Origin of the sequence: Kangiella aquimarina DSM 16071 (genome assembly GCF_000374105.1) — a bacterium.
Classification (GTDB): domain Bacteria; phylum Pseudomonadota; class Gammaproteobacteria; order Enterobacterales; family Kangiellaceae; genus Kangiella; species Kangiella aquimarina.
In genome coordinates this window covers 1919537-1943127 of record NZ_KB893650.1, presented here as the reverse complement: position 1 = coordinate 1943127, position 23591 = coordinate 1919537, and the positions used below count along the sequence as shown (strand labels likewise).

At 43.0% G+C, this 23591-nt stretch carries 24 protein-coding genes and 2 rRNA genes; 16 read left to right on the top strand and 10 right to left on the bottom strand.

Translation table 11 applies throughout. The annotated features are described in order from the left end of the window. The 6 genes from B158_RS0109250 to B158_RS0109225 form a co-directional block, all read left to right on the top strand. Positions 1-87 (top strand): 23S ribosomal RNA (locus B158_RS0109250); the annotation flags it as partial. 129 nt (positions 88-216) lie between these two features. Next, a 5S ribosomal RNA gene (gene rrf / locus B158_RS0109245) occupies positions 217-332 on the top strand. Between the two features lie 422 nt (positions 333-754). Next, positions 755-1339, top strand: a complete 585-nt coding sequence (locus tag B158_RS0109240) for a hypothetical protein (protein ID WP_018625091.1) — start codon at positions 755-757, stop codon at positions 1337-1339. 143 nt (positions 1340-1482) lie between these two features. Then, positions 1483-2049: an RNA polymerase sigma factor gene (locus B158_RS0109235; protein WP_018625090.1), complete on the top strand. Its 567-nt coding sequence runs from the start codon at positions 1483-1485 to the stop codon at positions 2047-2049. Beyond that, positions 2042-2560, top strand: coding sequence for a hypothetical protein (locus B158_RS0109230; protein ID WP_018625089.1), 519 nt, complete (start codon positions 2042-2044; stop codon positions 2558-2560). Before B158_RS0109235 ends, B158_RS0109230 begins: the two co-directional genes overlap by 8 nt. A gap of 10 nt (positions 2561-2570) precedes the next feature. Then, positions 2571-3440, top strand: coding sequence for a hypothetical protein (locus tag B158_RS0109225; protein ID WP_018625088.1), 870 nt, complete (start codon positions 2571-2573; stop codon positions 3438-3440). Between the two features lie 33 nt (positions 3441-3473). On the opposite strand, the gene hflD is transcribed toward B158_RS0109225, so the two are convergent. Genes hflD through B158_RS0109205 form a run of 4 tightly spaced genes read right to left on the bottom strand, consistent with a single transcriptional unit; the run spans position 3474 to position 6355 of the window. Further along, positions 3474-4088, bottom strand: coding sequence for a high frequency lysogenization protein HflD (gene hflD, locus B158_RS0109220; RefSeq protein ID WP_018625087.1), 615 nt, complete (start codon positions 4086-4088; stop codon positions 3474-3476). Between the two features lies 1 nt (position 4089). Further along, a complete protein-coding gene (mnmA, locus tag B158_RS0109215) occupies positions 4090-5193 on the bottom strand; it encodes a tRNA 2-thiouridine(34) synthase MnmA (RefSeq protein WP_018625086.1) in 1104 nt (367 codons plus the stop codon). A 1-nt stretch (position 5194) separates the two neighbouring features. Beyond that, positions 5195-5704 carry an NUDIX hydrolase gene (locus tag B158_RS0109210; protein WP_018625085.1) on the bottom strand — a complete coding sequence of 170 codons (510 nt, stop codon included), beginning with the start codon at positions 5702-5704 and terminating at the stop codon, positions 5195-5197. Positions 5705-5749: 45 nt separating this feature from the next. After that, positions 5750-6355, bottom strand: a complete 606-nt coding sequence (locus B158_RS0109205) for a pseudouridine synthase (RefSeq protein ID WP_018625084.1) — start codon at positions 6353-6355, stop codon at positions 5750-5752. A 247-nt stretch (positions 6356-6602) separates the two neighbouring features. On the opposite strand from B158_RS0109205, the gene B158_RS0109200 reads away from it, so the two are divergent. Beyond that, on the top strand, positions 6603-8825 hold the full coding sequence (locus B158_RS0109200; protein WP_018625083.1) for an NADP-dependent isocitrate dehydrogenase: 2223 nt from the start codon (positions 6603-6605) through the stop codon (positions 8823-8825). A 69-nt stretch (positions 8826-8894) separates the two neighbouring features. Here the strand turns inward: B158_RS0109200 and B158_RS0109195 are convergent, their stop codons facing one another. Beyond that, positions 8895-10163 (bottom strand): Y-family DNA polymerase, encoded by a 1269-nt coding sequence (locus B158_RS0109195; RefSeq protein WP_018625082.1) that lies wholly within the window; start codon positions 10161-10163, stop codon positions 8895-8897. Next, positions 10163-10585 (bottom strand): LexA family protein, encoded by a 423-nt coding sequence (locus tag B158_RS0109190; protein ID WP_018625081.1) that lies wholly within the window; start codon positions 10583-10585, stop codon positions 10163-10165. The genes B158_RS0109195 and B158_RS0109190 overlap by 1 nt, the downstream gene beginning before the upstream one ends. Positions 10586-10805: 220 nt before the next feature. Here B158_RS0109190 and B158_RS0109185 point away from each other — a divergent pair, with 220 nt between their 5' ends. Next, positions 10806-11618, top strand: coding sequence for an oxygen-binding di-iron domain-containing protein (locus tag B158_RS0109185; protein ID WP_018625080.1), 813 nt, complete (start codon positions 10806-10808; stop codon positions 11616-11618). Between the two features lie 107 nt (positions 11619-11725). Continuing rightward, positions 11726-12733, top strand: coding sequence for a low-specificity L-threonine aldolase (gene ltaE / locus B158_RS0109180; RefSeq protein WP_018625079.1), 1008 nt, complete (start codon positions 11726-11728; stop codon positions 12731-12733). Between the two features lie 40 nt (positions 12734-12773). Here ltaE and fabR read toward each other — a convergent pair whose 3' ends face one another. Next, on the bottom strand, positions 12774-13382 hold the full coding sequence (gene fabR / locus B158_RS0109175; protein ID WP_018625078.1) for an HTH-type transcriptional repressor FabR: 609 nt from the start codon (positions 13380-13382) through the stop codon (positions 12774-12776). Positions 13383-13530: 148 nt separating this feature from the next. Between fabR and B158_RS0109170 the strand changes: the two genes are divergently transcribed. Then, positions 13531-14673, top strand: coding sequence for a fatty acid desaturase (locus B158_RS0109170; RefSeq protein WP_018625077.1), 1143 nt, complete (start codon positions 13531-13533; stop codon positions 14671-14673). A gap of 67 nt (positions 14674-14740) precedes the next feature. Here B158_RS0109170 and trxB read toward each other — a convergent pair whose 3' ends face one another. Then, positions 14741-15688 carry a thioredoxin-disulfide reductase gene (gene trxB, locus B158_RS0109165; RefSeq protein ID WP_018625076.1) on the bottom strand — a complete coding sequence of 316 codons (948 nt, stop codon included), beginning with the start codon at positions 15686-15688 and terminating at the stop codon, positions 14741-14743. A gap of 222 nt (positions 15689-15910) precedes the next feature. Between trxB and B158_RS13470 the strand changes: the two genes are divergently transcribed. Further along, on the top strand, positions 15911-16081 hold the full coding sequence (locus B158_RS13470; protein WP_018625075.1) for a hypothetical protein: 171 nt from the start codon (positions 15911-15913) through the stop codon (positions 16079-16081). On the opposite strand, the gene B158_RS0109155 is transcribed toward B158_RS13470, so the two are convergent. Next, positions 16078-16506, bottom strand: coding sequence for a DUF1801 domain-containing protein (locus B158_RS0109155; protein WP_018625074.1), 429 nt, complete (start codon positions 16504-16506; stop codon positions 16078-16080). The genes B158_RS13470 and B158_RS0109155 overlap by 4 nt on opposite strands. Before the next feature lie 330 nt (positions 16507-16836). Here B158_RS0109155 and cspE point away from each other — a divergent pair, with 330 nt between their 5' ends. The 3 genes from cspE to B158_RS0109140 all read left to right on the top strand — a co-directional run bounded on the left by cspE (position 16837) and on the right by B158_RS0109140 (position 19160). Next, positions 16837-17043: a transcription antiterminator/RNA stability regulator CspE gene (cspE, locus tag B158_RS0109150; RefSeq protein ID WP_012801047.1), complete on the top strand. Its 207-nt coding sequence runs from the start codon at positions 16837-16839 to the stop codon at positions 17041-17043. 99 nt (positions 17044-17142) lie between these two features. After that, positions 17143-17496 (top strand): putative signal transducing protein, encoded by a 354-nt coding sequence (locus B158_RS0109145; RefSeq protein WP_018625073.1) that lies wholly within the window; start codon positions 17143-17145, stop codon positions 17494-17496. Between the two features lie 164 nt (positions 17497-17660). Continuing rightward, positions 17661-19160, top strand: coding sequence for a M23 family metallopeptidase (locus B158_RS0109140; RefSeq protein ID WP_026309340.1), 1500 nt, complete (start codon positions 17661-17663; stop codon positions 19158-19160). Positions 19161-19215: 55 nt separating this feature from the next. Here B158_RS0109140 and ald read toward each other — a convergent pair whose 3' ends face one another. Further along, positions 19216-20349: an alanine dehydrogenase gene (ald, locus tag B158_RS0109135; protein ID WP_018625071.1), complete on the bottom strand. Its 1134-nt coding sequence runs from the start codon at positions 20347-20349 to the stop codon at positions 19216-19218. 141 nt (positions 20350-20490) lie between these two features. Here ald and lrp point away from each other — a divergent pair, with 141 nt between their 5' ends. Together lrp and B158_RS0109125 are read left to right on the top strand one after the other, a co-directional pair. Further along, positions 20491-20988, top strand: a complete 498-nt coding sequence (gene lrp / locus B158_RS0109130; protein ID WP_018625070.1) for a leucine-responsive transcriptional regulator Lrp — start codon at positions 20491-20493, stop codon at positions 20986-20988. 92 nt (positions 20989-21080) lie between these two features. Then, positions 21081-23420 (top strand): DNA translocase FtsK, encoded by a 2340-nt coding sequence (locus B158_RS0109125; RefSeq protein WP_026309339.1) that lies wholly within the window; start codon positions 21081-21083, stop codon positions 23418-23420. The last annotated feature ends 171 nt before the right edge of the window (positions 23421-23591 follow it).

Below are 23591 nucleotides of genomic sequence, written 5' to 3'. Positions count from 1 at the left end.
TGTAGACTACGACGTTGATAGGTCAGGTGTGGAAGCGTTGTGAGACGTTAAGCTAACTGATACTAATTGCTCGAGAGGCTTGACTATATAACACCCAAGTGGTTTGTATAGCAAATAACTGAAACGATATAACACTGGTGAATACTGCAAACAGATTTTAACTTCTTCTGCCGAATTGAAAGACTTGAACAAGCATAGATACTCAATTTTTTTATGCTTGGCGACAATAGAGAGTTGGAACCACCTGATCCCATCCCGAACTCAGAAGTGAAACGACTCATCGCCGATGGTAGTGTGGGGCTTCCCCATGTGAGAGTAGGTCATCGCCAAGCGCTTATCATGAAAAAGCCCTAGCAGCAATGCTAGGGCTTTTTTTTATATCTTCAGAAATTCCTTTTTAAAATTAGGATAGGCTGCCGAATAGAAGCACGTCATTGAAAATAACCTCTCATTTTAAGCTTGCTCTCTGTAGGCGACCGACAGCCTTGCTTTACAAGGCTGGAGGGAATACCTTTAGGTATCATCGCCATACCCTAAGGGCACGCGAGCACTTATACCAAAAAACCGTCCGCAAGGTCGCGGTTTTTTTATTGCCTGAATAGAAATTCATTTCAATATCCAGTAAATCTGAGTTTAACTTCCTCTCAGAGTCCCTAACAGCAAACTACTAGTAGTTGATTACTATAGCAAATGTTGAAATGTGACTTATTTCACATTAGTATTCTACTAATAAGAAGGTGGGGGAGTACTATGTATGTATAAATATATAAGTTTAATAATCTTTTCTTTATTACTTTCAGGTTGTGGCGATTTATTTTTACGATCATTAGATGAATTTAATGCCGGTATGGGTGGGCAACGAACATGCCAATATGAAGCTGATTACCAAACCATTTATGGTGAAGGCTATACTTATGAGTTTGGTGGTTACTGTAATCAATGGTTAGGTACATTAAAAAATAACAGTGAGTATACGATCAAGTGTTCTCATACTTTAGATGGAAGACCCGTTAATAGTGTGTTTGCAGGCCCTGGGCAAGCTGTTGATGAAAAATTTATAGCGCAAATGAACAATGGTTATTTAAAAGCAACTTGTAGAGCATGGGAGCGGGCTGCGAAACTGCAAAATCGTTACAGTGAAACTCGCTACTCTGTCTATAGTATGCTTTCAAGTGGTACCTGGAAAGTAAGCATTCAAAATAATGCAAACTTTACTCGAAAATGCAGGTTACTTGATAAAAATAACAGAGTTATTGTAGAAGAAAAGCTTAATAGTGGCCAATCAAGCAGTTGGTGGAAAGAGCCGTACGGAACCTTCTATACACAATGCATAAGTTAAACAAAGGCCACATAGTGGCCTTTTTCACATCTATCAAAACAACGCTAAGAATGTGATGTAATGTTCTTCATGCTAAAGTAGTTTATTGTCACTTACACCTAAGCTTACCCGTCTAAATGGTAACTTAATGAAGGATTATATTTGTGTCATTTGCAGCACCATGTCCAAAAAAGATAATCAAGAAGGCTCTAGCAGGAGACAAGTTTGCTTTTGCTCAAATTTATAGTACTTATAAGCAGCCGGTATACAGTTTAGCCTTTCGAATGTTACAAGATGTAGATGCTTCTTCAGATATATTACAGCAGGTGTTTTTAAAAGTTATGACGAGGTTAGACGATATCAATGATCACAGAAAGCTTGGCTCTTGGATTAAGAGAATTACCTATAATTGTGTAATTGATTATATTCGAGCTAACAGCCGTGAATCTCTTGGGGTTAATGATGATTATTTCGCCGATGACTTTTTAGCTCCTCAACATAATTCATTCGATGATTATGATCTCGACATACTGTTGGAAACTTTAAACGCTAGAGAGAGAAGCGTTCTAATTTTATTCTCTATTGAGGAATATACCCATCAGGAAATTGCCAGCTTGTTAAGTATAAGCGAGAGTAACTCGAAGCAAATATTCAGTCGAGCATTAAAAAAGTTATCTCAATTAGCAGAGTTAGAGCGCTATAGTGGTAATAAGGTAGGTTCATATGACTAAGCAAACAATTGAACAAAAGTTTATAAGTAAGTGGCGAAGTTCGCAGGATCATACGGTTCCGTATAGCAATGATGAACAGGTTCAAAGTTCGCTACTACAAGCATTCGAAGATTATCATTCGAGAAAAGGCCAATCAGAAAAGCCGTCTACTTTGCGATGGTTCTCTGCCATTGCCGCCAGTCTATTAGTTGCTTTTATTTCGTGGAAGTTTTTGGCGGCAGGTGAGGTCTCTAATGCTAATAATCTTCTACTTACAGCTATTGAACAATCCAATAAGCTAGATGCAGACTTTGAAAAATTAAAAGATAAAGAATTTAATCAGTTCGTATACGTTCAAAAGTTCCAGCTTGAGGCTGAATTAGATTCAATCAATAATCGTTTGGCAGAAGCTTACCTTGAGCAGGATAACCTGCAACAGAAATTACAACTGTGGCACCAGAGAAATAGAACATTGTCTAAACTAACTACCCTTATGACTAATGCAGATAACTACCAAGTCACCCATATATAGGAGCCAAATTATGTTAATTAAATATACAGTGTTAATTTTCTGTTTGTGTCTCCCAATACAGGTAACCGCCAATAACGTATCTGAATTTAAAAGCGCGGAAGCTCAGATATTGATAGATAATTTGAAACGGGAAATTAATGAAACTCTTGCAGAAATTCACCGTCTTGAACAGCTTGAACAATCCGAAAGCTATACAGTCTCTTTATCTCAGCCAGGTTTTGCTTTTATCAATTTAGGAGCTGTACTCGATCCTGTTTCAAAGGTTGTGCTTTCTGTCAGTCCTCACTCGAATGCGGCAGCTTTAGGCTTAAAAGTTGGTGATAAAATATCTGTATTACAAATCGATGAAGAAAGAGTTACTGATTTGTCTGAAGGTATACAGTTAAAAGCAGGAAATATAATCTCCGCTGAAGTTATCCGAACTGGTCATGACCAATCACTATCACTTCAGACTACTGCTAAAAGTAAAATCATCCCTGCCTGGACCCTAGAGGTATCCTCCACGAACGTTAATTCTGAAAGCATTGAGATGATAGGCTGTGGCTATGTTTCTGTATTCTTCACTCCGCCTGGAACTAAATATCAATACCCTGCGAAAGTATTTGAAGTGGATGGAGAATCTGGGTTTCATTTACGTGAAATGATTAAGCTACCTGCTGGCCAACATACCCTTAAAGTGCATGAATACATACCTGAACAAATGTTACCTCGTCGTAAGGCAGGTATAGAAAAAGCGAAAAATCTTGAGGTAATGATTGAGCCTGATAAAACCTATCACATTGCTGCCCAGTTTGAGCCTGAAAAAAGATTAAATTTAGTTGATGAAGCTTACTGGAAACCTGTGGTTTGGAAGGTCTCTGAGTCTAAGTGCCGGCCCTAGACATACTCAATTCTAGATATAAGAAAAGCCTACTTAAGCTAAGTAGGCTTTTGCTGTTTCTAGAATTTTATTCTTACTGAATAAGAATTGACGCTTTTTACCGCCCACCTGATCCCAAAGTACAGCGCTCCGAATAGCCGCCAGTAGTAAGGCTCGAATTTTTGCCTGGTTGGCGGCCTGTTCAAGATATCGTCCATTCCCTGTGACCTGGATTTTTGCTGAGTAAGTTGAAATCGTATCTTTATAAATATTTGCCAACTGCTCAATTAGGTCATGATTTATACCTTCGTGGTATTCATGAAGTCTGTTGGCTTGTTTAACTCTGGAAGCCATCACTTCCTTCATCTTTGAGTCTGACAAGAATCGCTTCGCTAAATTGAGTACGCCCACGAGATATCTGCCAAAGTCTGCATCAGCTCTACTTCCGGATAACTGCTCTATGAGGACTTTAAATCCTGTATGAAGGTATTTATGATTTTTATAAATGTCTTCTGCTTTTTCTGCATCTGTTTTTAAAACACTTTCCAACATGATTTCAACGTCGGTTGGATCGGCTTCACCAGTTCTGGCGATTGTTCGTACGCATTCCAACGCCTGACAAATTCCTGCCAGTGCCAGAACAATATTGGGATAGTTTGATTGATTCATATTATCGTTTAATTTCTTTGATTATTCCGCCGCCAAGACAAACTTCATCCTGGTAAAATACAACCGATTGACCCGGAGTGACAGCTCTTTGTTTGTCATCAAATTCTACCAGCCACTCAGTCTCATTCAAGCGTTTCGCGGTACAGGCTACGTCATCTTGGCGATAGCGTGTTTTAGCAGTGCATCTAAACTCATCCGATGGCGCTTCTCCTGCAACCCAGTCCAGTTTGTTGGCAACCAGACTATGACTCATTAATAGTGGATGTTCATGACCTTGGCCAACGATTAGAACGTTTCTTTCAAGATCTTTATCCAGAGTAAACCAGGGTTCTTCTGAAGCGTCCTGTCTACCACCGATGCCCAGTCCTTTGCGTTGACCGAGAGTATGGTACATCAGTCCATTATGTTGCCCTATCACTTCACCTTCAGGTGTTTCTATATTACCTGGCTGCGCGGGAAGGTACTGTTGGAGAAAATCCGTAAACTTACGTTCACCAATAAAGCAGATACCAGTACTATCTTTTTTCTTCGCGGTCACTAAGCCTTGTTCTTCGGCAATTTTTCTGACCTCTGGCTTTGCAATCTTGCCAACGGGGAACAAAGTCTTCGCGATCTTGTCATGACTGACGGCATACAAAAAGTATGATTGATCCTTGTTGCTGTCTAGGCCCCTTAGTAAGGTTGCTTTGCCATTTGACTCACCACGACGAACATAATGCCCCGTTGCTATATAGTCAGCGCCCAGTAACTGCGCGTAATCCAGAAATGCTTTAAATTTAATTTCTTTGTTGCACATGATATCGGGGTTTGGAGTACGCCCAGCTTTATATTCTTCGAGAAAATATTCGAACACGCGATCCCAGTATTCTGCAGCAAAATTGACGGTTTTTAGTTTAATACCGAGTTTGTCGCATACAGCCTGCGCGTCAGCAAGATCTTCGGCTGCAGAGCAGTATTCATCGGTATCGTCTTCCTCCCAGTTTTTCATAAACAGGCCTTCAACCTGGTAGCCCTGTTGTTTTAACAGGTAAGCCGATACTGATGAATCTACGCCGCCGGACATGCCAACGATCACGTGTGTATTTTCAGGTGCTTTTTCAGTCATTCTATTCTTGCTTAGTTACGATTTGCTTTAAAAAGTTGATACCTTCTCTTTGTAAAGAGAGTTCATCACGGCTGCACAGGATTGAGTCAAGCGCATACCTTTGGCCTTTAATATAGTCCTTGAGGCATTGCACGATTAGACCGGTTCTATGCTGAGGGACTTTTCCTAATATCTCGTCAATCGTCATCCAATGTGCAGCGATAATATCGTCATCTTCAGGCGCTAATGTAAATGGCTGTTCAAAAGTCCCAGTGAAGCAGAAGCGTTGGTAATACTGATTGTTGGAGGCTGGGTTTAGCGTATAGGTTCCCACCAATTCCGTCGGGTTAAAAATTAAACCGGTTTCTTCTTTAACTTCTCTGATAACGGCCTCGATAAGGCTTTCATCTGATTCCAGATGGCCTGCCGGTTGATTAAAGACGATTTCTCCTCGCGAGGTTCGCTCTTCAACCATAAGAAAGCGGTTATTGTGCTCGATTACAGCAGCAACTGTGACATGAACGGGTAGCATGCAAGCCTATTAAGATACAGGATTGAAATGAGCGGCTATTTTAGCTTATTTATGTCTTTGGCTAAACCTTTTTGATAGCTGATGCCTTGTTCTGGATGATGGTCGAGAGGGTTCGACTTCAATGATTGAATATTGACCAACGGTAAGGTTCTCCAATTTCCATGGGCCTATCTGGGCTCTAATAAGGCGCAAGGTTGGAAAGCCAATAGCCGCAGTCATTCGACGGACTTGTCTATTCTTTCCTTCGCTAATAATAACTTCAAGCCAGCTGGTGGGAATATTTTTACGTTCTCTAATCGGAGGATGTCTTGGCCACACGTCAGGGGGCGTCATGAGTCTGACTTTTGCCGGTTTTGTTTTGTAGTTTTGAATGGTCACCCCACGTCTCAGTGGCTCAAGAGCATCATTATCTGGAGCACCTTCAACCTGAACCCAGTAAGTTTTTTCCATTTTATGCTTTGGGCTGGCGATCTGGTTCTGGAGTTGACCGTCATCAGTTAACAGGAGTAGTCCCTCAGAATCTTTATCAAGCCTGCCTGCAGGGTAAACATCAGGGATATCTATATAGTCCGCTAAGGTGCTGTCGCCAGCCTCTCCGGTAAATTGGCAAAGTGTATTAAAGGGTTTGTTAAAAAGAACCAATTTGCTCATAGATGCATTCGATCTGGTTGAATTTTAATCAGTGGGTTAATGGTAATACCGAATTTTAAATGATTGTAACCATTCTATTGACCAATATCAGTAACTGAATGTTAAGTTTGCTCACACTACATGCAGGCAATGAAATTTTCGCGTATAATTTGCGCCACCAATCGTCAGGGTGCTTGATTGAAGGCGCCCGGGACTTCAATTCATCACGTGCTTGCTACTTTTAGCTGCACACTAATTAGGATGCATCATGACAAGTTCAAAGATTATTTACACTAAAACTGATGAGGCCCCAGCTCTAGCAACTTATTCTTTGCTACCGATTGTTGAGGCTTTTGCTAAAGCTGCTGGTATCGAAGTTGAAACCAGCGATATTTCCTTGGCCGGTCGAGTCATTGCCAGTTTCCCTGAATATCTTAAAGAAGAACAACGCATTCCTGATGCATTAGCTCAGTTAGGCGAGCTAGTTAAGAAGCCTGAAGCTAACATCATCAAACTTCCTAATATCAGTGCTTCGATCCCTCAGCTGAAAGCTACCATTAAAGAATTGCAAGAAAAGGGCTACGCACTGCCAGAGTATCCTGACAGTCCATCCTCTGATGAAGAAAAAGAGATTCGTAACCGTTATGACAAAATTAAGGGTAGTGCGGTAAACCCAGTATTGCGTGAAGGTAACTCAGATCGTCGAGCACCAAATGCGGTTAAAAATTATGCAAAAAAGAACCCTCACTCAATGGGTGAGTGGAGCAAAGATTCTAAGTCACATGTTGCCAGCATGCAGTCAGGTGATTTCTTCTCAAATGAGAAATCAGTAACGGTTGATTCAGAGAATGACGTAAAAATTGAATTTGTTGGTAATGATGGCTCAGTAGAAGTTCTTAAAGAATCAACACCGTTATTGGCGGGTGAAGTTGTTGACGCAACCGTCATGAACAAAAATGCTCTGGTTAAGTTTTTAGCGGAGCAGGTCGAAGAAGCCAAGCAGCAAGATGTGCTTTTCTCACTGCATATGAAAGCAACCATGATGAAAGTGTCTGACCCGATTATTTTTGGTCATGGGGTAAAGGTTTTCTTCAAGGAAGTGTTTGAAAAGCACGCTGATGCATTAGCGCAAGTTGGTGCTAATCCAAATAATGGTTTTGGTAATGTGTTATCTGCTATTGAATCTTTACCAGCTGAAAAGCGTGATGAAATTATGGCTGATATCGAAGCGGTTTATGCTAAGAACCCTGAGTTAGCCATGGTTAACTCTGATAAAGGCATTACTAATCTGCACGTACCCAGTGACGTCATCATTGATGCATCTATGCCCGCTATGATTCGTAATTCAGGTCAAATGTGGGGACCGGATGGTCAGCCAAAAGATACCAAGGCAGTTATTCCTGATAGCAGCTATTCAGGCGTTTACAGCGCAACCATTGATTTCTGTAAAGAGCATGGCGCATTTGACCCACGCACTATGGGCACTGTACCTAACGTCGGTCTAATGGCGCAAAAAGCTGAAGAATATGGCTCACATGACAAGACTTTCGAAATGACAGGTAATGGTCATGTGCGTGTTACTGATAAAGATGGCAATGTTCTATTTGAACATGCGGTTGAAGAGGGCGATATCTGGCGCATGTGTCAGGTTAAAGATGCTCCAATCCGTGACTGGGTAAAGTTAGCCGTTAACCGTTCACGCTTAAGTGGCATGCCGGCAGTATTCTGGTTGGATAAAAACCGTGCCCACGATGCGCAGCTGATCAAGAAAGTTGAAACTTATCTGAAAGACCATGATACCAGCGGTCTTGAAATTCATATCATGTCTCCAGTTGAAGCAACTAAGTTTACACTTCAGCGCATGAAGGATGGCAAAGATACGATTTCGGTAACCGGTAACGTATTGCGTGACTATCTGACTGATTTGTTCCCGATTCTTGAATTAGGAACGAGTGCAAAAATGTTGTCGATTGTTCCATTGATGAATGGCGGTGGTTTATTTGAAACGGGTGCTGGTGGTTCTGCGCCAAAGCACGTACAGCAGTTTATGGAAGAAAATCACTTGCGTTGGGATTCATTGGGCGAGTTCCTGGCCTTGGCTGTTTCTTTTGAGCATATGGCTCAGACAACCAATAACAAGAAAGCTCAAGTGTTGGCGGATACGCTAGATCGCGCTACTGGTAAATTCCTTGATAATGGCAAGTCGCCTTCACGTAAAGTGAAAGAGCTTGATAATCGTGGCAGTCATTTCTATCTGGCAATGTACTGGGCGCAGGAGCTTGCTAGCCAAACTGATGATGTTGAGTTGAAAGAGCTTTTTGCAAAAGTATCTGAAGCATTGACCAGCAACGAAGATAAGATCGTTACTGAGCTCAATGAAGTTCAGGGCCAACCAATGGATATCGGTGGTTACTACAAGCCTGATGATAATCTTGGCTTTAAGGCGATGCGTCCAAGTGCAACTTTAAACAGTGCTTTGGAATTAATCTAATTGATTATTTCGCGATAAAAACGAAAGGCGCCATTAGGCGCCTTTTTTGTTTGATATTCAGAATCTCTTTTAGCTAACTTTTAATATATCCTGCCAGCGTGAAGTGTAGTGGGGTGAGCAGGAGTTCGCGCGCATTGCCCAGTTCTTAGCAAAACCAAGACTGCCAAACTTTACGGTGTCCTGTCCATATCGACGATTGATTTTATCGAGACTCTGCATGAGCTCAGGTCTTTGTGGCACTGCCTGGAAAATATCAGGCTGATAACCACGACTGTCGACAATGCCATTAAGCATGATGCCTGCCTTTTTATAGGATTCACCGGGCTTAACGATATGCTTTAATCCCTGCTCAACGGCTTGCAGAAAAATACTGGTGTCGTCCGTTGGTTCAGGAAGCTGCAGCGTAACACTTGGTCGATTGTAGTAAACCAGTTCTTTGCGTTGGCCATAAAGAAATACAGTGATGGATGATGCCAGCGATGACTGGTTACGGAGCTTTTCACAGCAACGGCTGGTGTGGTGAGCAACTGCTTCTTTCAAGTCTGAGTAAGTGCTGAGCGGTTTACCAAAAGAGCGCGAGTTAAGAATCGATTTTTTAGGTGCTGGCAGTTCAGAAAACTTCAGGCAGGGCTGACCCCGAAGCTCTAAAATGGTGCGCTCCATATTAACTGAAAAAAGTCTCTGTAGCGTTTTATAGTCAGCATTATGTAAGTCCCAGGCCGTATGAATACCTTGCATGATCAATTTTTTTGACAGCTGGCGACCAATTCCCCAGATTTTGGGTACCGCGATTTGCTTAAGCGCCCACTCGCGAACTTTGGGAATAGATAGGTCCACGACTCCATGCGTTGTGGTCTTATGTTTCTTGGCAAAATGATTGGCGACCTTGGCCAGTGTTTTAGTGGGGCCTAGGCCGATACAAACCGGCAATGATAAGCAACGCCACAGTTCCGAGCGTATGACTTGTGCTCGCTGTGTTAAGTCATCATCAAACCCTTCAAAGCGCATGAATGACTCATCAACGGAATAGGAAGCAACCTGATCACAATGTTGCTCCAGTATCCAGTTAAAACGTTTGGAGATATCACCATACAGGCCATAGTTGGACGAAAAGCAGATGACTTTATGCTTTTGAATGATTGAGCGGGCTTCAAAATACGGCGTGGCCATCTGAATACCGAGTGCCTTGGCTTCATCGGAAAGCGCTATGATGCAGCCATCATTGTTGCTCAGAACGATAACTGGCTTACCATATAAATCGGGGCGAAACATACGCTCACATGACACATAAAAGCTGTTAACGTCACACAGTGCATAAGTTGGATGAAGCTTTTCCATCAGCGCAAGCTCCGCGCCAATCCGGTAACTACACCCCAGATCACAAGTTCGCTTTCGCCAGTGATGGGGATGTCCTTATAAGCAGGGTTTTCGGCCTGTAGCCGCAAGCCACCACTGGTGCGTAGTCGCTTCACGGTAAACTCATTATCCAGCATTGCCACGACAACATCTTTGTCTTTCGCTGTTAAAGAACGATCGACCACCAGGATATCGTTCTGAAAAATCCCGGCACCGATCATTGAGTCACCTTCAACTTTAGCAAAAAAAGTCGTCGCTGGATTTTGAATAAGCAGCTGATCCAGACTAAGTGTATCTTCCATGTGCTCATCAACGACGCCTGGAAATCCGGCAGATATTTTTCCGGAGTACAGTGGTATATCGGAATATTGGCCGCTTGGCTTAAGGATGGAAACTTTACTCATGGTTACTCACAGATTTGATCATGGTCATGCTGGGAACTCTCTCTTTTAACTTGATTAGATTAGCATATTCGCACATATAGCGTCAGCCGCTAATCGGTGTATAAAAACCATACAAAAGATAGCCTTAGTTATCATAGGCTTGATCCAGATCAAGCCATTAAAGCTACCCTCGATTATATTGAACACACTTAAAAAATCGGGCTGAAACAAGGTTAGTAGCATGTTTAAAAGTAAGGCGATTGAGTTATACAACGATGGGCATCATAAATGTTATGCCTTTAATAACCTGGTAACTGGTGAAGCGGTTCAGGCTAACCAGTTTTTGATTATCGATGGTGACAAAACTGCCTTACTTGATCCTGGCGGCGATCTGACATATGCCAAGTTAAAACTTGAGATTGAAAAGTTGTCGCCAACCAGCCAATTAAACTACATCATCGCGTCACATCAAGACCCAGATATTATTGCTTCGATAGGCCGCTGGATGATGCAAACTCCAGCCAAGGTTATCTGTTCTAAGCTTTGGGAGCGCTTCCTGCCGCACTTTGCATCATCGTTTTATAACCAGGTCAATGAAACTGAATTATCTAAGCGGATCATTGGATTGGAGGATGAGGGCGGTGCTATTCGACTAGGCGACAATCTTTTGTACGCTGTTCCAGCTCACTTCCTGCACTCAGTTGGTAATTTTCAGGTCTATGACCCAGTCAGTAAGATTCTATTCTCAGGTGATATGGGCGCATCGATTGTTGATGATGATGACTTTACTGGTGTCAAAGACTTTGCAGAACATACCAAGTATATGAAAGGCTTTCATCAGCGCTATATGGTTGCCAATAAAGCCTGTCGCCTGTGGGCCAATATGGTTGCAGACTTGGATGTTGAAATGATTGTGCCGCAGCATGGTTCGCCATTTAAAGGAGAGCTCAGTGTTCGGCAGTTCCTTGAATGGATTTCTAAACTTGAATGTGGATTGGACTTATTCACTCAGAGGGATTACAGCGTTCGCATGGATAAGAGGGAAGTGGCTTAAAGCTTATTAAATCTTTGAGAGTGATTGGCGCCTGCGGGCGCCTTTTTTGTTGCTAGAAAAATCAATTTATCTACAATGAATAAACCTTTACTAAACATAATAAAACTATGATTGATTTGCGAAGTGATACGGTAACGGTCCCATCTGAGGATATGCGTCGAGCCATGTCCACGGCTGCGGTGGGTGATGATGTATTTCATGATGATCCGACGGTGAATCGACTTGAGGCGATGATGGCTGAAATGGCGGGTAAGGAGGCGGCTTTGTTTGTGCCTTCGGGAACCATGTCGAATTTGGTGGCTTTATTGGCACACTGTCAGCGCGGTGAAGAGTATATCGTTGGTCAGGGTTATCATACTTATCTGTATGAAGCGGGTGGGGCGCCAGTGTTAGGAAGTGTAGTTCCACAGCCCATTGCAGTTGAACAAGATGGTACTCTGGACTTTGCCAAGATAGAAGCTGTGATTAAAAAAGATGATTATCACTTTGCTCGAAGTAAACTACTTTGTCTGGAAAACACCCATAATGGCAAGGTCATTAGCCTTGAGTACATGAAGTCAGCTTATGAATTTGCTCAGTCGAAAAAACTCTCAGTACATCTCGATGGGGCGCGAGCTTTTAACGCCATCACTGAGCTTGGTTGTGAGCTTCATGAGTTAACACAATATGCGGACTCTGTTTCGATATGCTTGTCAAAGGGGCTTGGTGCTCCTGTGGGTTCAGTGCTATGTGGCAGTGAAGAGCTTATTAAATGGGCAAGGCGTTGGCGAAAGATGGTCGGTGGTGGTATGCGTCAGGCGGGTATATTAGCTGCTGCTGGAATCTACGCATTACAGAATAATGTTAAGCGTCTAGCGGAAGACCATCGTCATGCCAAGCAGTTAGCGCAACGATTACAGGGAATCGAAGAGCTTTCAATCAATCAGGATTTGGTGCAAACCAATATGCTGTTTGTGAAAACAAGAATGGACACTGCTGAGTCTCTGGCAAAGTTCCTGAAAGATAAAGGTATCACTATCATTCCAGCTGAAACCATGCGCTGGGTAATGCATTTAAATATCAGTGATAAGGATGTGGACTATATTGAGGAGCAGGTTAAAGTATTTTTTGCTTAATCAGCCATAGAGTTACAACTAAGCCTGGCTGAGAAATCTGTCAGGCTTTTTCTTTTGTACTGGCTGCGCCAAATGTGATGAATCGTAGCTGTAGAATCGTTCGCTCTTTAAGCTTCTCACGTTCAATAGGATTTAGATCTAACGCTTCAGCGCCAGCATTAAAGACTAGAGTCACTAGCCCTTCGGCCAGTGTAAATGCATATTCTTGAGAATAATCCGATTCAGCCATCAAGTACTCGGTTAGCTCATCTTTGAAATGATTAATTTCGCGAGCTACGGCTTCACGGAACCTGACTGAAGTTCCGCTGCGCTCGCGCAGTAATAGGCGAAAAATATTCGGGTTGCGCTCAACGAACTCCATAAAGGTTTCTACAGAGGTATTAATCACGCTGCCATTCTTCTCTATTCGTTGACGGGCTTTACGCATCAGCTCACGGAGTGTGAGGCCTGATTCATCAACCAGAGTTAGACCAAGCTCTTCCATGTCATTGAAATGTCTGTAGAAAGAGGTGGGGGCAATGCCTGCTTCTCTAGCGACTTCCCGCAAGCTCATGCTGGCAAAACTATGCTCAGCCGATAGGTGCATCAAAGCCGCGTCAATAATAGCTTGGCGAGTCTTTTCTTTCTGTAAAGCACGCGCTCCGGCCATGCCGTTCTCCTCAGTGGTTTTCGTCAGTATAGAAAACAATAGCTTAAGTGTACAGTTGTACGCTGGATTGCAATTGTCATATTCGATGGTTATACTAGCCAAAGATTTAGCGTACAAGTGTACGCTAATTTTAAGTTAGAGGCACTTCATGACAGATTCCACCCAAAAACACGCACAGCCCATCTGGGCAAATATCATCTTTTTCGGATTAAGCTTTTTAGCCGCAATTACCTTGGTCCCATGGTACGGCATCCAATATGGCTTTCATTTCTCAAGCTGGGCTTGGGGAGTAGGGTTATGGTTATTCTCCAGTACAGCAATATCTATGGGCTATCACCGCCTATGGTCGCATCGCGCCTATGAAGCTCACCCACTATTGCGAGCTGTGCTTGCGATTGGTGGCTGTCTTGCATTGCAGAATAGTGCATTGCACTGGTCTTCGGATCACCGCATTCACCACAAACACGTTGACCATGACGAGAAAGACCCATATTCAGCCAGTTTAGGTTTCTGGCATTCTCATATCGGCTGGCTCCTGATGCGTCGTGATAATGGGCGTTACAACGAACAATATGATCGCTGCAAAGACTTGCAACGCGACCCTATTGTTATGTTCCAGCACAAATATTACTGGCCGCTAAGCATTGGTCTTAACATTCTTGTTCCTGCATTATTGGGACTGGCTTATGGCATATTCTGGGAAATGATGCTGGTGGCAGGCGTTCTACGTCTGGTCTGGTCTCATCATTTGACCTTCTTCATTAATTCACTGGCTCATATGTGGGGTTCTCGACCTTATACTGAAGAAAACTCAGCGCGTGACAACCTGATTTTGGCGGTATTGACTGGTGGTGAAGGCTACCATAATTATCACCATAAATTTCAATATGACTATCGTAATGGTATTCGCTGGTGGCACTTTGACCCATCTAAGTGGTGGATTAAATCATTAAGCTGGATTGGTGTGACTTCGAACTTGAAGAAAGTATCGGTCGAGAAAATTGAAAAAGCCAAAGCGGAAACATTATTGCTAAAGGCTAAAGACCGAGTTGCTCACTTACCCAATGCTGAAGAAGTTATGCAAATGCTTCATGATGAGTATGAAAAGCTGGTTCAGCACCTGGCAGAAGTGTATGAAGCACAGAAGCAATGGCTGGAAGCCAAGAAAAATAAGCTGATTGAAAGCTATGAGCAAGAACATTCAAGACTAATGGAAAATTATCATCAGCTGCGTAAGCGCTTTGAAGAGCAGAAGGCATCATGGATGACGCTCGCAAAACAGTACGCTTAATACACTGTAACTGAGCTCAAAAAAGGCCGCATCTGCGGCCTTTTTTATGTTCTGATGAACTGCTCAATTATTGATCGAGATACTTCTCTGCATCTAACGCAGCCATACAGCCTGTACCAGCCGACGTGATTGCCTGGCGGTATACATGGTCGGAAACATCACCGGCAGCAAAAACACCTTCAACAGAAGTCGCAGTTGCGTTACCAGCTAAGCCACTTTTAACGATGATGTAACCATCTTTCATTTCAAGCTGGCCTTTAAAAATGTCAGTGTTTGGCTTGTGGCCTATCGCGATGAATACGCCTTGTAGTTCCAGCTCTTCAACAGAGTCATCCTCAGTACTCTTGATGCGAATACCTGTAACGCCCATGTCATCACCAACCACCTCTTCAAGAGTGCGGTTCCAATGCAGAACAACATTACCGTTCTTTGCCTTTTCAAACAGCTTGTCCTGTAGAATTTTTTCAGAGCGGAGTTCTTCACGGCGGTGAATCAAGTGTACTTCACTAGCAATGTTTGAAAGGTATAAAGCCTCTTCGACTGCAGTGTTACCGCCACCAACCACGGCAACTTTTTGCTGGCGGTAGAAGAAACCGTCACAAGTCGCACAGGCCGATACACCCTTACCCATGAATGCTTCCTCAGAAGGAAGGCCAAGGTATTTGGCTGAAGCGCCAGTACAGATAATTAATGCGTCGCAAGTATAGGTGCCGCTATCGCCAGTCAGTGTGAAAGGGCGATTTTTTAGGTCAACTGTGTGAATGTGGTCGAAGATAATTTCAGTACCAAAGCGTTCGGCATGTTTCTGCATGCGGATCATTAAGTCTGGACCTTGAACTCCATCATGGTCACCTGGCCAGTTATCAACATCAGTTGTGGTGGTTAACTGTCCACCTTGCTGCAATCCAGTAATAATGGCAGGGTTCAAATTGGCACGAGCAGCGTATACAGCAGCACTGTATCCGGCAGGGCCAGAACCCAAAATCAAGCACTTAATATGGCGAGTTTCGCTCATTAGGTTTCTCCGCTAAATTCTTATCTATTAATGATTTTTAAGGGCAAATTGTAGGGATTTAAAGGGTAAAAATAAACCTTTATTCGATAATCTTAATCTATTGCTCCAATAGAGCTTCAAACTAGTTATAACGATATTGAGCCTCCGTTAATGCAAATATGCATTGATAAAGTTTCAAATTGGCATTACCCTAAATTATAGGCTTATGCATTGGAGATTCTTATGACACAAGAGTATCTGACTGAAGAAAAAGAAATTGATAGTGCTATTAAACAAATAGCCAGCGATGTCAGTTTATATGGCTTAGATGCTGAAAGAGTTAAGCAGATTTGGTTTTCCGCGCTTCTTCAGCAAATTGCTGATAACGAACTTGAAGATCAGCAGGCTCATTAACAGCCTGACTGGTTATCTTTGACATAACTTGCTGATAACTGAATCAGTTCCTTCAATACCTTCTCGTCAACATCGGCCAGTTTGTTAATATAGAGACAGGACTTGCCCGTTTTATATTTTCCAAGCTTAGGCATCAGTTCCTCATAACGCTTAAATCCAGCCATAATATATAGGCTGATATTCTGCTTGCGTGGAGCAAACCCGGTCAAAAACCAGTCACCTTCGCGACCACTGGCATATTTATAGTGATATTCACCAAAGCCAATCATACTATCGCCCCACATTTTCGGCTCGGCCTGTGTCGCCTGGCGCATCATCTCTGCAATGGCTAAACAATCCTTACGTTTTTGCTCCGGCTCAACCTGATTAATGAAGTGACTTACGCTAAGGTTGTTCGGTTGGGTCTTATTGGTTGATTTTGCCATGCCTGGCTCCGCTTTGAGTTTTGCTAGGTTGATGAAACTATTGCATATTTTGGCTCATGACAGAAGTGTTACTTTTCGGTTAAATGCTAAAATAAAACTTTACTTATTCGGTGGTTATAGTATTCTTTTCATCGCTGGTTAAAATAACAGCTATCGAATGGATACATTTTCGATGATACACCAAGTAAATCAGTGGGCCTTAGCTTCATAGATTCACTTCAAGTCGTACCTCGCTATTTGTTACCTAAGTTAGTGTCAATTTTATCTCAGTAAGACCGCCATTTTGGCAACAACTTTATTTTTTAAGCAAATTAGCTTTGGAGTTATATTATGTCTAAGATCACTGGTACCGTTAAGTGGTTCAACGAATCTAAAGGTTTTGGTTTCATCGAGCAAGAGCAAGGCGAAGATGTGTTTGTACACTTCCGTGCTATTCAAGGTGACGGTTTCAAAACTTTAGCAGAAGGTCAGCGTGTTGAGTTTGATATCGAGCAAGGCCCTAAAGGCGCTCAAGCTGCTAACGTAACTAAAGTATAATTTATAGAATTGTACATTTAGATCTAAAAAAACCGCGTCATTGGCGCGGTTTTTTTATGCTCTGAATACATCAAAAGAAAACAATCAAGGTTGATGTTTATGAAAATTGTTTATCATGCCGAGAATGGTATGGATGCTAATATCCTGGTAGGAGTGTTGGCATCTGCTGATATTTATGCGCAGGTTCGTGGCGAAGGTCTTCAGGGAGCTGTTGGCGAAGCTGCTGCTATGAATAATGTTAAGGTCTGGGTGAAAGATGAAGATTATGCTGCTGCCCGTGAAATTGTTAATGACTGGCAATCTGCAGAGTTCGTAAGTGACGAGGCCGACTTATTTGCTGAAGAAGATGAGCTTTATCACGAGCCAGCTCAGTCAGAAAGCCATTTAGTCAGAGACGTCTGCATAGCTGTTGTAATTGTCTTGTTATTTGTAGCTGCCACCATCAAGTTTTAATCCCATAAATGATCGTCTAGTTTTATCTCATCTGTATCAAAAGGTACATATTTGACCAACCACTGATTTTACCATCAAGTTTAGTGCTTTCAGTTGATGCTTTAATCGATTCTCCTTACTCTACTGTGTTCTCAGATTTATCTGTTTAAATTAAGGAGGGGGGAATGAGATCTATAGTCAGGGGTATTTCACGAAGGTTGTTAACAGCAAGCTGTCTGTTCGCTGCCAGCCTGTGTTGTACAAGTCTTCAGGCCTATCAGGAAGAGAGCACGGAAGATGAGTTAATCACCAAAGAGGAATTTGTCTATAGCTACGATGAAATGTTGAACTTCGACGTTGAAGCGTATCTACAAACAAACGCTCCACATTTGGCGGGCTATGCAGAAATTATTTCTCATTATGCCGGTTACTCTTCAATAAGCCCGAAAGTGCTTATCGCAATTATGGAACAGCAAACAGGTATTATTTCAAATCCAGTAAGCGCTACTACGATTACAAGACCTTTTGGTGACCTCTCCTCAAAAATAGGATTCAAAGAGCAGGTCCAAGATATCAGTTCTCGACTTGCCAAAGAGTTTTATCGCGGACACTCCTACAGCGACACCGGCAGCAACGAAGTCATGACTACTGATGAGGATGTTTATCGTGCGATTGAGGCCGTCATTCCTGAGCAGGCTGAAGAAGCTTTTGAGATAAACCGGGAGCGCGGTACTAAAGGCTCAAGTAAAAAGGTTAGCCGTACTCATAGAACCTTATTTGAGGAATCGAAGAAAGAGGAAAGCACTACGCAGACGCAATCGTTGGTTATTGCTGATATCAATAATTATTTCCAGCTTCCTTTTCGAGTAGGTGAATCATGGCGTAATGGAGGAAGTCATACCAACCATGGTAGCGGTACTTACCCTCAATCATCATTAGACTTTAATGCCGGTGGATACTGGGGCGATAATTTAAGTCATATCTGGGTATCGGCTTCAGCACCGGGCGTTATAAAAAACCATTCGTCCTGTTTTTCTGAAATCATCCATGATGATGGCTGGTCGACGACTTATTATCACATTGAAAATATTCAATATCCGACAGGAAGCAATCTGCAAAGAAATACACGAATTGCCAACTATGCAAATGATACGACCCAGGCGCTATGCAATGGTGGGCAGTCTTCAGGTCCACACCTCCACTTCTCATTAAAAAAAGATGGTCAGTTTTACCACTTAAATGGTATCAAGCTTTCTGGTTATGAAGTGCGCACCGGACGAAGCAGTTATGACTCTAATTGCGGGTACTTCTGGTTGTCCAGAAATGGCTATAAATACTGTGCTTGGACAAATATTTATAACTATGGAATAGCGGACTCAGGAACTCCTGAGCAGGGAGATATTTACAGTGGTTACTTGAGTCATCATGCTTATCATATTCAGCCAGATGGTAGTTGGTTCTACTATTATGGAGGGACTATTTCTGGCGAATTAATCGGCCCGGGCAATGCTGATTTCGATGTTCGGTTAGAGCGTTGGAATGGTTATGGCTGGCAGCGGGTTGCTGTATCAGAAAGTCCAAGCTCGAACGAGAGTATAAACTATAGTGCCAATTCAGGATATTATCGGATGGTGGTTTACTCTTATTCAGGTTCAGGTCGTTATCAACTAACCATCATTAAATAAAAAGAAAGCCACTCGATTGAGTGGCTTTCTTATCTTTGTCTAACAACGTTTACAGTTATAGAGTATCAGTACTGATACCTAAAGCTGTCGTTGGCTCTACATAATCAAAGCCCAGGTTTTCAGCAACAGAACGCTCTGTCACTTTACCGCGATAAACGTTAAGACCGTTTAGCAAATGGGGATCATCAGCTAACGCCTTTTTATAGCCTTTATTGGCGATGTTAATAATGAAAGGCAGAGTTGCATTGTTCAAGGCAAAGGTTGAAGTGCGAGGTACCGCACCAGGCATGTTTGCAACACAGTAATGAACAACGTCATGCAGGATATAGGTTGGATCGGCATGGGTAGTTGCTTTTGAAGTTTCAAAACATCCACCCTGATCTATCGCAACGTCAACCAATACTGCACCAGGCTGCATACGCTTAACCATTTCTTCGGTGACCAGTTTTGGTGCTGCAGCACCAGGAATCAGTACGCCACCGATAACAAGGTCAGCTGAAATAACATGTTTCTCAAGCGAATCATGGCTTGAGTAAACTGTTTCAACCTGAGAGCCGAATTCAGCATCAATACGACGCAGCGCGTTTACATTGCGGTCAAGCACAATCACGCGAGCGCCCATACCAACAGCCATTTTAATAGCGTTAGTACCAACCACGCCGCCACCGATAACCACGACTTTGGCTGGTTGAACGCCAGGCACGCCGCCGAGCAACATGCCACGACCACCATTAGACTTCTCTAGGCACTCTGCGCCAGCCTGAATCGACATACGGCCTGCAACTTCAGACATAGGCGCTAACAGCGGTAATCCACCAGCAGCACTTGTTACGGTCTCATAAGCAATACAGACTGCACCGGATTTAACCAGATCTTCGGTCTGAGGCATATCTGGAGCAAGGTGAAGGTAGGTAAATAGGATTTGACCTTCGCGTAAACGCTTGCGTTCTTCGGCTAAAGGTTCTTTTACCTTTACAATCATGTCTGCCTTGGCAAACACATCTTCGGCAGATGGTGCAATCGTCGCCCCAACAGCCTGATAATCTTCGTCAGTGAAACCGATGCCGATACCCGCATTGGTTTCTACGATAACTTCATGCCCATGAGCAATCACTTCACGAACACTTGCTGGTACCATTCCCACGCGATATTCGTGGTTTTTAATTTCTTTAGGGACCCCAATCAACATATTTCTAGCTCCAATAAATCAAGGTTTGCCTCGGAAGAGGGATGCACTATTATAATGACGAAGCGGAAGAATTATTTGCTGTTATTGTGTATTTTGTAGTATAAAACACTAATAAAGTTTATTTTAAGCAAGGAAAATGCTTTGAAGGTTCAAAGTGACAGTAAGCAAATTCTGGATCGAATAGACCTGCGTATACTCAATGAATTGCAACAAAATGGTCGTATTTCAAACGTAGAGCTATCTAAGAAAGTGGGGCTGAGTGCTACCCCCTGTCTTGAACGGGTTAAACGGTTGGAAGCGAATGGCTTTATTGAAGGCTATTCTGCACGTTTAAATCCGATGAAATTGGCGGCATCACTGTTGGTATTTGTTGAGATACGATTATCAAGAACTTCGCCAGATGTATTTGAGGAGTTTAAACAGGCGGTAACTAAACTTCCTACGATTCTAGAGTGTCATCTGGTATCGGGTGACTTCGATTATTTGCTCAAAGCCCGAGTAGCCGATATGAAAGCCTATCGTAAATTACTAGGTGAAACTCTGCTAATGCTACCAGGCGTCAGTGCCTCTCGCTCCTACATGGTGATGGAAGAGGTTAAGGAAACCAATTTATTACCCATAAATCTTGATAGACGATAAGTTTGTTCACAGTTCAGAATTCGCCACAATTAACTGCTTGAGATAGCTGAAACTTGCTTTAGAATAACTGCAAACTATGAAAGGAAAGTGTTTTGAGTAAAACAAAAACTAAACAATCTGCTACTCGAAAGTCCCCCCAGTCGCTGGAGTCCAGAGCTATCCTGCGCAGACGTCTTAGCGAAGGCGGCATGATCCTGTTAGTTACTTTGGCTTTGTTCTTTTTGCTAGCCTTATTGACTTATAACCCCAATGATCCAGGTTCCTTTACCAATGGCAGTGGCGGTCCAATTCAAAATGCCGCAGGAAAAGGTGGTGCTTGGTTCGCTGATTTCTTTCTTCATTTATTTGGCTATCTGGCTTTCCTGATCCCCATTATTTTTGCCTACTCAGGTTATCTACTCTACGTAGAACGCAATATAGAACACGAGCATCCTAAAGCGTTTTGGGCAGTGAAAGGCCTCGGTTTGCTAATGGCTGTGGTCGGTGGAGCGGGACTGTGCAGTCTTCACTTTTTTGACCCGGCTATCCAGCCCAGTTACAGCTCGGGTGGAATTCTGGGTGAATTTATTATCAGTTTGATCATTGATGGCTTAGGCCTTTATGGCACAACCTTAATTCTTTTGGCCTTGTTTCTTTCAGGATTAACTTTATTCACCGGAATTTCCTGGCTTAGAACCATGGATAAAGTGGGTGTCTGGGTTATTAAGTCATGGGGTAAGTTGCTGGAGTGGTATGAAAACTTCAAAGACCGCAAGCTCGAGCAAAAGTCTGTAAAAGAGTCGGTTGTAAAACGTCAGGAGGCTTTGAAACAGGAGAAGGTAAAAAGAGAAACGCGCAGCCCAGTTAAGATTGAGCCAAAGGTTATGCAGCCTTCGACTCCACCAAAAGCAGTGCAAAAGGCAAAGCAAAAACCTCTGTTTGATGATATTCCAACTGGACCAATGCCTGTCATGGAATTGCTCGATGAGCCAGAACCTCCAAAAAATCACTTTTCCGAGGAAGCTTTGGAAGCAATGTCACGCCTGGTCGAGTTGAAATTAAAAGATTTTGGTGTCGAAGCTCAGGTCATGGAAGTACATCCAGGTCCGGTCATTACTCGATTTGAGATTGAGCTTGCTCCTGGTGTCAAAGTCAGCAAGATTTCAAATTTGGCTAAAGATTTGGCGCGCTCACTTTCAACAATTTCTGTCCGCGTGGTTGAGGTGATTCCTGGTAAAACTTATGTTGGTATTGAGATACCAAATGAATCTCGTGAAGTAGTGCGCTTACGTGAAGTATTGGCCTGTGACGAGTTTGAAAAATCAAAAGCACCGCTCAGCATGGCATTAGGTAAGGATATTGCGGGCAATCCGATTGTTGTCAATATGGCAAAAATGCCTCACCTGTTGGTTGCCGGTACCACAGGCTCCGGTAAGTCAGTTGGTGTTAATGCCATGATTATCAGCATGCTTTATAAAGCTACGCCAGAAGATCTCCGCTTAATCATGATTGACCCAAAGATGCTTGAGTTAAGTGTGTATGAAGGCATCCCCCACTTATTATGTGAAGTGGTAACTGACATGAAAGACGCTGCTAATGCATTGCGCTGGTCAGTTGGAGAAATGGAGCGACGTTATCGATTGATGTCAGCTATGGGGGTTCGTAATTTGGCTGGCTTCAATAAAAAAATTCAAGATGCAATCAAAGCGGGTGAGCCGATTAAAGATCCATTGTGGCAACCAACTGATGGATTGGAAGAAGAGCCGCCAACCCTGGAAAAGTTACCTTCAATTGTCATCGTCATTGACGAGCTCGCTGATATGATGATGATTGTCGGCAAGAAGGTTGAAGAGCTGATTGCCCGAATTGCTCAGAAAGCACGTGCAGCGGGTATTCACCTGATTCTAGCTACTCAGCGTCCTTCGGTTGATGTGATAACTGGTTTGATTAAGGCGAATATTCCATCCCGTATTGCTTTCCAAGTGTCATCTAAAATTGACTCCAGAACCATCCTTGATCAGATGGGTGCGGAACAGCTATTAGGAATGGGTGATATGTTGTACCTTCCCGGTGGCTCGAATATCCCTACGCGTATCCACGGTGCCTTTGTTGATGATGATGAAGTACATCGTGTGGTCGAGGACTGGAAAAAACGCGGTGAGCCTGAGTATCTTGATGAAGTGATAAGTGGTACCAGTGAAGTGCCGGTTCCGGGTATACCAGGTATGGATGGAGCGGATAGTGACAGCGAGCAGGATGAGTTATTTGATCAAGCGGTTGCTATAGTCACTGAGACCCGAAGAGCATCTATTTCAGGGATTCAGCGCCGCTTAAAAATTGGGTATAACCGAGCAGCACGTATGGTTGAAGCAATGGAAGCTGCGGGTATTGTGTCTGAGATGGGGTCTAATGGGGCGAGGGAGGTGTTAGCTCCGCCGCCACCTAAAGACTGATCCAGCTAGCTTGCTTACCAATACTTTGTTGTTCTTTATTATTTCGCGTCGTCATTTACAAGAGCGTAAACTCCTCGCTCAATAATAAAGAACGCCGCGTCTTGGCTGCACAGCTGACGCTGGATCCGCGTAAGTATGCTAATAGGTTTAGTTTTACTAAAAAGAAAAGAG